Genomic DNA, 8,852 nt, shown 5'->3' on the forward strand with positions numbered 1-8,852 from the left:
CCTCCCCAGCCTCGTCGCTGGCGGCGACCGCCGCCAGCGACTCCCTCGCACGCGCTCCTCGCGCCCGAGGGGCGCTCGGAGGCGCGCGCCACCGCAACACGGTTTATAACCACGAACCTCTGTCGCCGTTTCCGTCGGACGTAGACGCTTCTCGCACGTCCCGTGAGTCGGGAACGACGTAGTCACCGGTGCTCGTCGATCCAGCGGCACCACTCGTGGAAGTCCTCGGCGCCGCACTGTTCGGCGATCGACTGGAGCGTTCCAGTGGGGATTTCGTTCGCGGACGCCATCGGGATCGTGACGACGCGAACCTCGTCTGTATCGGGTGACTCGTAACGCATCTTCAGGTGACTTCCGACACGGCCGACACGTCTGTACCCGAAATCGTGAAGCACGGACGCGATCTCTCGTCCGGAGAAGTTCGTCCGGACCATTCACCGCATGAACTCGGGAAGCTCCTCGTCGCCGGGTTCCGCGTCTTCGAGCCCCCACTCCTCGAGGTCGTCTTCGGTCACGGGCTCGCCGTCGCCCTCGTGGAGGTCGAGGGCTTCCGCGAGCATCCGAAGCGCTTCGGCCTTCGTGTCGCCGAAGGACGCGACCCCGGTTTCGAGGTCTCTGGCGGTGATCGAGCCGTCGTCCTCGTGGATGAATTCGACTCCCTCCTCCGAGGGGTCGCGTGTCGCGCTCGCCATACCCTCCCTTCGAGAACGGGCCGAATAAGCGTTCTGTCGCTGCGCCTCGGTCCGCCGCCGGACGAAAACGTTTCCCGCCCGCCCCGCGAGTCGTCGCGTATGCGCATCGCCGTCCCCAACAAGGGCCGCCTACACGATCCGACGCTCTCGCTCCTGGAACGCGCCGGGCTCCACGTCGAGGAGACCGCCGACCGCCAGCTGTACGCCGACACGGTCGATCCCGACGTGACGGTCCTGTACGCGCGCGCCGCGGACATCCCCGAGTACGTCCGCGACGGCGCGGCCGACCTCGGCGTCACGGGGCTCGACCAGGCCGCGGAGTCCGGCGGGGTCGTCGCAGACCCGGCGGCCGCGACCGACGACGACCTCGTCGACCTGCTGGATCTGGCGTACGGCTCCTGCCGATTGGTGCTCGCCGCGCCCGAGGACGGCGACGTGACCGCGGTCGAGGACCTCGCCGGCGGGACGATCGCCACCGAGTTCCCCGCGGTCACCCGCGACTACCTCGACCGGGTCGCGTCGACGCCGACGTCGTCACCGTGACGGGCGCGACCGAGCTGACTCCCCACGTCGACATGGCCGACGCCATCGTCGACATCACCTCCACGGGGACGACGCTGAAGGTGAACCGCCTCGCCGTGATCGACGACGTGCTCGACTCGTCGGTGCGGCTGTTCGCCCGCCCCGACGTCGTCGACGACCCGAAGGTCGAGCAGGTGCTGACCGCCTTCGAGTCGGTGCTCGCGGCCGACGGCCGCCGCTACCTGATGATGAACGCGCCGAAGGATCGGCTCGACCAGGTGAAAGACGTGATCCCCGGGCTCGGCGGCCCGACCGTGATGGACGTCGAGCCCGACGGCGACGGCAACGGGATGGTCGCGGTCCACGCCGTGGTGGACGAGCGCGACGTGTTCGCGACGATCGGGGAGCTGAAAGCCGTCGGCGCGAGCGGGATCCTCGTCACGGAGATCGAACGGCTGGTGGAGTGACGCTCGCGGCGCGACCGCGAGTGACGTTCGCTACGCGACGGCGGCGAGGATCCGTGGAGAGCCCGTCGACCGTCACAGCCGCTCGCGGAGCGTCTCGGCGGTCGCCTCGCCGACCCCGTCGACGTCGGTGAGGTCCTCGAGGGAGGCCTCGCGGACGCTCTCGACCGACCCGAACCGCCGGAGCAGCCGTCGACGGGTCTGGGGGCCGACGCCGGGGACGTCGTCGAGCACCGTCGCGACCTCGTCGCGGACGGTCTGGTGGTACGACACCGCGAAGCGGTGCGCCTCGTCGCGGACCCGCTGGAGCAGGTGGAGCGCGGGGGCGTCGGCGGGCCAGCGCGCCGTGCCGTTCGGGGTGACGACCAGCTCCTCCGACTTCGCGAGCGCGACGACGGGAACGTCCCAGCCGGTCTCCGCGAGCGCGTCGCGCGCGGCCCCGAGCTGTCCCTCGCCGCCGTCGATGAGCAGGAGGTCCGGGTCCGGCCGGTCGTCCGAGCCGTCGAGCGCGCGCTCGGCGCGCCACCGCACCAGCTCGCGCATGTTGGCGTAGTCGTCGTTGCGGTCGGTGAGTTTCTTCCGGCGGTAGCCCGCCGTCTCGGCGCTGCCGTCGACGAAGCAGACGTCGGATCCCACCACCGCCGTGCCCTGCGCGTGGCTCACGTCGAACCCCTCGATCCGCGCGGGCGGGGCGATCCCGAGCCGGTCGCCGAGCGCCGCGACCGGGTCCTCGTGACCGCCCCGACGCCGGGCGTCTTCAGCGCCAGCTCGACGAGCTTCGCCTCCCGACCGGCGCCGGGCACCCGCACCGAAACGCCCTCCGCCTCCAGCCAGTCCACGACGTCCGGGTCCGAGGGGCGCTCGGCCAGGAGGACGGCGTCCGGGAACTCGCGCTCGGCGTAGTACTGTGTGAGGAACGCCGACAGCACCGCCGCGGGGGTGTTGATCTCGGCGTCGCCGCCCGCTCCGCCGTCGCGCCCGTCGTCGTCTCGCGTCGCCTCGGCCTCGGCTTCCGCCACCGCGGCCGCGTCCAGCCGGTGGCGGCTCCGGTCGACCAGCTGGCCGCGCTCGCTGTGGAGCCGGGCCACGCGGGCGGCGTCGCCCTCGACGGCGGCCGCGAGCACGTCGACGGTCCGGTCGTCGCCGCGGTCGCTCACCGCCTCGCCGCCCTCGCCGTGGAACGCCTCGACCGCCGCCAGCCGGTCCCGGAGGTTCGCGGCGCGCTCGAACTCGGCGTTCTCCGCGGCGGCCTCCATCCGGCGTCGCAGCGGATCGGCGAGCGCGCCGGTCTCGCCCTCGAAGAACCGCCGGGCGGCGGCGGCGTCCTCGGCGTAGCTCTCGGGATCTATCTCGCCGGTGCACGGCGCCGAGCAGATCCCCATCTCGTAGTCGAGACAGGGGCGGTCGCGGTTCGCGTACTTGTGGTCCGAACAGCCGCGGAGCCCGTACACGTCCCGCACCGCCTTCACGACCGTCTCGACCCGGCCCTTGTTCGTGAACGGCCCGTACGCGACCGCGCCCTCTTCGGGGTCGCGGGTCACCTCGATCCGCGGAACCGGGTGGTCGGACAAGGCGACCAGCGGGTACGACTTGTCGTCTTTCAGCCGGACGTTGTACCGCGGCTGGAGCCGCTTTATCAGGTTCGCCTCCAGGAGCAGCGCCTGCGTCTCGGTGTCGGTGACGGCGAACTCGATCCGGTCCGCGCGCTCGACCATCCCGCGGATCCGCCCCGAGCGCGGGTCCGCGTACGATCGCACGCGCTCCCGGAGGTCGACCGCCTTGCCGACGTACAGCGTCGTCTCGCCGGCCCGGAACTGGTACACGCCGGGGTCCGTCGGGAGGTCGGCGGCCCGCTCTCGCACGGCGTCGGCGTCCATGTCGGTCGGATCCAGATACCCGCCCGACGCGTTTGAACGCTGCGGGCCCGCCGCGGTCGATCCCGCGAGCGTTCGTCGTTCCCGGACGCCCGACCGCCGGCGCGATCGCGCGACCTCGCGTCGGCCGCGAGACGGGCGACGAGGCCGCCGCCGGCGTCGCCGAGGTCGCGCGGACGACCGACGACCAGGCCGCGACGGTCGAAGAGCTCACCTCGTCGCTGGAGGCGGTCCGGGAGCGCTCCGACCGCACCGAGGCCGCGACCGAGCGGATCGTGGCGGCGACGGACGGCCAAGAGGTCGCCGTCGACGAGCTGATCGAGCGGGTCGAGCGGCTGGACGCGCGGTAGACCGACCCGAGGCGGTCGACCGGGCGGGCCAAATCGGGCCTCGACGCGCGGCACGCCGATCGAGCGCGCCGAACGTTTAACCTCGGCGAGCCCCCAGAATTCACCATGTCCGCCAGGCCGCCCGGCCCCATCGGTGACCCCCTCTTCGGCAACGGCCGGCAGTACGCCGACGATCCCTTCTCGTTCATGCGCGCGTGCGCCGACAGCTACGGCGACGTGGTGCGCTTCGATCTGGGCCCCCGCGAGACGTACCTGCTCGCGAACCCCGCCGACGTCGAGCGCGTCCTCGTCGCGACGCCGACCGGTACCGCAAGCCGCGGTTCGGCGACGGCGCCATGGACCGGCTGCTCGGCCAGGGGCTCCTCATGAGCGAGGGCGACACCTGGCGGCGCCAGCGCGACCTCGCGAGCCCCGCGTTCCACAACCGCCGGATCGGAGCGCTCGCGGGGACGATGGTCGAGCACACGGCGTCGCACCTCGCCGACTGGGAGACCGGGGAGACCGTCGACGTCCAGCTGGAGCTGGCCCGGCTCACGGTCCGGATCATCGTCTCGGCGATGTTCGGCGCCGACGTGACCGACGAGGAGGTCCGGACGGTCCAGGCGGAACTGGAGCCGCTCGGCGCCCGGTTCGAGCCCGACCCGCGGCGATTCCTGATCCCGGACTGGGTCCCGACCCGCGAGAACCGCGAGTTCGACGCCGCGGTCGCCACCCTCGAATCGGTGATCGACGACGTCGTCGACCGCCGGCTCGGGACCGAGCGCGACCCCGCAGCCGACCCCGCGGGCCCCGAGGATGTCGCGGTTCCCGGCCCCGCGGGCGACTCCGAGGGCGACCTGCCGATGGACTTACTCTCCGTCCTGCTCCGCGCCCCGCGACCGCGGCGAGCAGACCGACGAGAACCTCCGCGACGAGCTGGTCACGATGCTGCTCGCCGGCCACGACACGACCGCGCTCGCGTTGACGTACACCTTCTACCCTCCTCTCGAGACACCCCGACGTCCGCGAGCGAGTGGAGGGAGAGGCCGAGGCCGCGACCGCCGACGGCCCCCCGACCGCGGCCGACGCCCGCGAGATGGCGTACACGGACCGCGTCCTCAACGAGGCCATGCGGCTGTACCCCCCCGTCTACACCCTGTTCCGCGAGCCGAAGCTCGACGTGAAGCTGGGTGGCTATCGGATCCCCGAGGGCGCCGCGCTCATGCTCCCGCAGTGGGTGATCCACCGGTCGCCGCGGTGGTACGACGACCCCGAGGCGTTCGACCCGGACCGGTGGACGCCCGAGCGCCGGAGCCGGCGGCCGCGGTTCGCCTACTTCCCGTTCGGCGGCGGCCCGCGTCACTGCATCGGAAAGGCGTTCTCGCTTTTGGAGGCCAAGCTAATCCTCGCGTCGGTCTGTGCCGAGTACGAACTCGACTACGAGGGGCCCGACCTCTCCCTGCGCGGGTCGCTGACGATGCACCCGAACCACCCCGTCCCGATGCGGGTCCGCGAGCGGTGAGCGAGGCGGTGACCGAGATGACGGAAGAGACGCCGGAGGGGACCGCGGGGACCGGGCCCCGCTCCGAGGGGACCGGGTCCTCCTGTCGTCGCTGCGGCGAGCCCCTCGTTCGCGGCGCCATCGCGGCCGAACGGCGCGCCTGCTGTCTCAACGCGACCCCGATCGCCGGGGTCTGTCCGACCCACGGGCCGGTGGGACCCCACCACGCCGTCGACGACCCGAGCGAGGCGGACGAGGGATAGTCGCCGCCGACCGGGTCGGCGATCGGCCCTGAGAGCCAGCGCGTCGACCGGACAGGTCGGTCAACGCGAGACGTGGCACTCAAGAGACCCCCTCTCGTAGGCGAGCGCAGTGAGTCAGGACGTCATCGCGGTCCTCTTCGGCAACCCGTTCGCCGTGATGAATACGGTCGGACTGGTCGCGTTCGCCCTCGTCGGGTCGTCGAAGGCGATCCGCGAGGAGTTCGACGTCTTCGGGATCGTCATCGTCGGGCTGGCGATGGCGTTCGCCGGCGGCGTCACCCGCGACCTCCTCGTCGCGCGCGTTCCGTTGGCGCTCCAGTCCCCGATCGAGATCGGTCTGGGGCTCCTCGGCGTTAGCTTAGCGGTCGCGCTGAGCGTCGTGTCGTCGTCTCCGGACACCCATCCCGTCACGCTCGTCGCGGACGCCATCGGCCTCGCTGCCTTCGCGACGACCGGTGCTATCGTCGCGACTGCGACGGGGGTGTCAGCATTCGGGGTCGTCGCGATCGCGACGATCAACGCCGTCGGCGGCGGGGCAGTCGCTGATATCCTGCTGGATCGAGCCCCGTTCATCCTCTTCGAGGATTTCTACGCGAGCTGTGCCGTCATCGGCGGGAGTGCGTACTGGGTCGTGGGAGCGTTGGGTGCGACCGAGAGTACGGCTGCCGTCGCGTGTGCGGCAGTGACCGTCGTGACCCGGTTAGCCGCGGTGACGTACGGCTGGAACCTCCCGACAGTGCAGAACGTCGGGCGACTGAGCGACTAGTCCAATTCCAGTAAACCACGGGAAGCCTCGTACCACTCCGAGGCGGTTCACAGTTCGACCGTCTCCACGACCTCGCGGAACTCGGGATCGTACAGGTCGAGCGCGTGGACCCGCCACCGGATCGGCTCGAACTCGCGCTCGACGAGCCGGTCGATCGCCTCGCCGCTCGCGTCCGGGTCCCCGCCCCGCGCCAGCGTCACGTGCGGGACGTAGCCGTCGCCTTCGATCCCCTCGATCGCGCCGTAGGCGGCACACAACCGCCGGTGGAGGCGGACGAGCACGTCGCTCTCGACGGCGAGGTAGACCACCGGGCCGGACCCGGAGGCGGGCGACTCGAACGCGTCGAGCCCGGTCACCGCGACCTCGAACGGATCGGTCCCGGCGAGCAGCGGGCGGAGGGCCTCGCGGAGCGCCGCGAGCGCGTCGGGCTTGGGCGGCCGGGGCGGGTCCGCGGACGGACCGCCGACGCCGTCGGCGACGTGGTCGGCGACGCGATCGGACACGTCGTCGACGCCGAACCGCTTGCAGACGAGGGTGTGCCGCTCCCGGACGCGGTCGAATCCCTCCAGTTTCGGGTGGAGATCGCCGGCGAGATCCGTCACGGCGGGTGGCAGCGGGACGTTGAGGCTGAACACGCCTCAGATCCGATCGGCCAGCCAGAGGACGATCAGGACGACGATCGCGAGTCCGATCAACGACGGCAGGGCGTCCAGCAGCGCGAACGTCAGGTTCAGTATGGTCCCGAATATCTCCACGAGAAGCCATACGATCACGAGCGCGAGGATCACCTTCAGGAGGTCGTCGACGGCGACGTCTGCGCGGTCCATGTCCGGACGGACGCGCCCGCTCCGGAAAATCCCATCGCCGGTCGCGGAGTGAGGCGGCCGACTCCGCGAGCCGTCTCGCCCCGGATCACGCCGTTAAAAACCCCTCCCCGTCGAACGGAACCCATGAGCCTGGTCGCGTTCGACTTCGACGGCACGCTCTCCGACTCCGAGATGACGGTCCTGTTGGCCGAGCGAGCGGGCGTCGCCGACGAGGTCGCCGAGATCACGGAACGGGCGATGAACGACGAACTCAGCTACGCCGAGAGCCTCTATCGGCGCGCGGAGCTGCTCGGCGGGCTCGACGAGGAGGCGGTCGCCGCCGCGTTCGACGAGGTGGCCCTCCGGCCGGGTGCGGGGCGGCTGATCGAGCGCCTGCAGGCCGACGGCCACCACGTGGCGGTGCTCACCGGCGGGTTCGAGCGCGGCGTCGACCGCGCGCTCGCGAAGGCGGGCGTCGAGGCCGACACGATCGTCGCCAACCGCCTGCCGATGGCCGAGGGCGCACTCACCGGGGAGGTCGAGGGACCGCTCATCGAGGGGACGAAAGACGACGCGCTCGAATCGCTGGCGGCCGACCTCGACGTGCCGATGGAGGCGACCGTCGCGGTCGGCGACGGGGCGAACGACCTGCCGATGCTGGAGGTCGCCGGGCTGGCGATCGGCTTCGTCCCCAAGCCCGCCGTCCGGACGGCGTGTGACGCGGTCGTCGCCTCGATGGCCCGGCTCGGGAAGGCGCTGGAGGGGTACGGCGTGCTGTCGGAGCGACCGCCGGAGAGGGACGCGAGCGAGTGAAGCCGCTACTCCGGCCATCCCGGGGTTCCGGGGGCGCCGGCGTCGTCTTCGAGCGTGCGAACGAGTCGATCCCGCGCCGCCGGGTCCGCGTCGACGGCGACTCGCGACCGTCCCCGCTCGCGCCCGCGTCAGCGGCCCGCCGCTCCCACTCGCGGATCGCGGTTCCGGCCCACGAGTCGGCCGCGACGGCCCGCTCGCGGGTCGCGGCCATCCGGTCGCGGTCGACCGACAGCGACCCGGGCCGCGAGCCGACGGCGGCGCCGACGAAGCGGGCGCGGTCGTCGGGAGTCGACTCGCCGGCCCGGAGACGGTCGACGACGCCCGCGAGGCCGTCGGGGTCGGGGTACGCGAACACGGTTGACCCGAGCGCCTGCGGGCCGAACGCCGGCGGCGGGAGCGATGCCGGCGGCTCGTCGTCGAGGAGGCGTTCGCCCCCGCCGGCGGCCTCCACGCGCTCGCACTCGGTCTCGACGTCGAGTTCGAGGTTGTGTCCGGGGTACGTCGAGCAGGTGCGGGGGTAACGATCTGAGTCGTGGATCCGGCACTGGAGCGTGGTCGGGTCGAGGAAGACGCAGGCGTCGAGCCAGCGAAGGTCGTCGGTACCGATCGGCGCGACCGGCTTCGGGGGCTTGCGGAGCCCGACAACGAAGACCGGCCGGCCGCCGGCAGCCGCGAGGGCGACGCCGTCGACCGTCACGCGGTCGTCGCGGTCGGCCGGCTCGAACAGCCGAGGGACGAGGACGTCGCCGAGCCCGTCGTCGACGAAGCGGGCGACCTCGTCGCGGGTGAGCGGCACGAGATCGTAGGCGTCGTCGAGCGGCG

At 72.1% G+C, this 8,852-nt stretch carries 7 protein-coding genes and 5 pseudogenes; 6 read left to right on the forward strand and 6 right to left on the reverse strand.

The window, feature by feature from the left end:
- Positions 1-182: 182 nt before the first annotated feature.
- Entirely contained in the window at positions 183-434 is a 252-nt protein-coding gene (locus tag GJ633_RS11035) for a type II toxin-antitoxin system HicA family toxin (RefSeq protein ID WP_156588874.1), read from the reverse strand.
- Complete coding sequence (locus tag GJ633_RS11040) at positions 435-692, reverse strand: type II toxin-antitoxin system HicB family antitoxin (RefSeq protein WP_156588875.1); 258 nt, start codon at positions 690-692, stop codon at positions 435-437.
- 99 nt (positions 693-791) lie between these two features.
- On the opposite strand from GJ633_RS11040, the pseudogene hisG reads away from it, so the two are divergent.
- A pseudogene (hisG, locus tag GJ633_RS11045) lies at positions 792-1,681 on the forward strand (ATP phosphoribosyltransferase).
- Between the two features lie 72 nt (positions 1,682-1,753).
- On the opposite strand, the pseudogene GJ633_RS11050 reads toward hisG, so the two are convergent.
- A pseudogene (locus tag GJ633_RS11050) lies at positions 1,754-3,555 on the reverse strand (excinuclease ABC subunit C).
- Between the two features lie 137 nt (positions 3,556-3,692).
- Here GJ633_RS11050 and GJ633_RS11055 point away from each other — a divergent pair.
- The 4 genes and pseudogenes from GJ633_RS11055 to GJ633_RS11070 form a co-directional block, all read left to right on the forward strand.
- Positions 3,693-3,902 (forward strand): annotated as a pseudogene (locus tag GJ633_RS11055) (chemotaxis protein); the annotation flags it as partial.
- A gap of 105 nt (positions 3,903-4,007) precedes the next feature.
- Positions 4,008-5,403, forward strand: a pseudogene (locus GJ633_RS18135) (cytochrome P450).
- A 17-nt stretch (positions 5,404-5,420) separates the two neighbouring features.
- Positions 5,421-5,645 carry a hypothetical protein gene (locus GJ633_RS11065; RefSeq protein ID WP_156588878.1) on the forward strand — a complete coding sequence of 75 codons (225 nt, stop codon included), beginning with the start codon at positions 5,421-5,423 and terminating at the stop codon, positions 5,643-5,645.
- 109 nt (positions 5,646-5,754) lie between these two features.
- The gene (locus GJ633_RS11070; protein ID WP_321169031.1) at positions 5,755-6,411 is read left to right on the forward strand and encodes a TRIC cation channel family protein; all 657 of its coding nucleotides are present in this window, start codon (positions 5,755-5,757) and stop codon (positions 6,409-6,411) included.
- Between the two features lie 47 nt (positions 6,412-6,458).
- Here the strand turns inward: GJ633_RS11070 and GJ633_RS11075 are convergent, their stop codons facing one another.
- Together GJ633_RS11075 and GJ633_RS11080 are read right to left on the reverse strand one after the other, a co-directional pair.
- Positions 6,459-7,046 (reverse strand): 2'-5' RNA ligase family protein, encoded by a 588-nt coding sequence (locus GJ633_RS11075; protein ID WP_321169032.1) that lies wholly within the window; start codon positions 7,044-7,046, stop codon positions 6,459-6,461.
- A 3-nt stretch (positions 7,047-7,049) separates the two neighbouring features.
- Positions 7,050-7,238, reverse strand: coding sequence for a hypothetical protein (locus GJ633_RS11080; RefSeq protein ID WP_156588876.1), 189 nt, complete (start codon positions 7,236-7,238; stop codon positions 7,050-7,052).
- Between the two features lie 123 nt (positions 7,239-7,361).
- Here GJ633_RS11080 and serB point away from each other — a divergent pair, with 123 nt between their 5' ends.
- A complete protein-coding gene (gene serB, locus GJ633_RS11085) occupies positions 7,362-8,030 on the forward strand; it encodes a phosphoserine phosphatase SerB (RefSeq protein WP_156588877.1) in 669 nt (222 codons plus the stop codon).
- Positions 8,031-8,035: 5 nt separating this feature from the next.
- Here the strand turns inward: serB and GJ633_RS17870 are convergent.
- Positions 8,036-8,852: pseudogene (locus tag GJ633_RS17870) on the reverse strand (YkgJ family cysteine cluster protein); the annotation flags it as partial.

This window comes from Halorubrum sp. CBA1125 (assembly GCF_009742825.1).
Lineage (GTDB): Archaea > Halobacteriota > Halobacteria > Halobacteriales > Haloferacaceae > Halorubrum.

What these genes read in the sequence shown, in the direction of transcription:
- GJ633_RS11035 (WP_156588874.1), bottom strand. Translation starts at nt 434, where the DNA reads ATGGTCCGGACGAACTTCTCCGGACGAGAGATCGCGTCCGTGCTTCAC.
- GJ633_RS11040 (WP_156588875.1), bottom strand. Translation starts at nt 692, where the DNA reads ATGGCGAGCGCGACACGCGACCCCTCGGAGGAGGGAGTCGAATTCATC.
- GJ633_RS11065 (WP_156588878.1), top strand. Translation starts at nt 5,421, where the DNA reads ATGACGGAAGAGACGCCGGAGGGGACCGCGGGGACCGGGCCCCGCTCC.
- GJ633_RS11080 (WP_156588876.1), bottom strand. Translation starts at nt 7,238, where the DNA reads ATGGACCGCGCAGACGTCGCCGTCGACGACCTCCTGAAGGTGATCCTC.
- serB (WP_156588877.1), top strand. Translation starts at nt 7,362, where the DNA reads ATGAGCCTGGTCGCGTTCGACTTCGACGGCACGCTCTCCGACTCCGAG.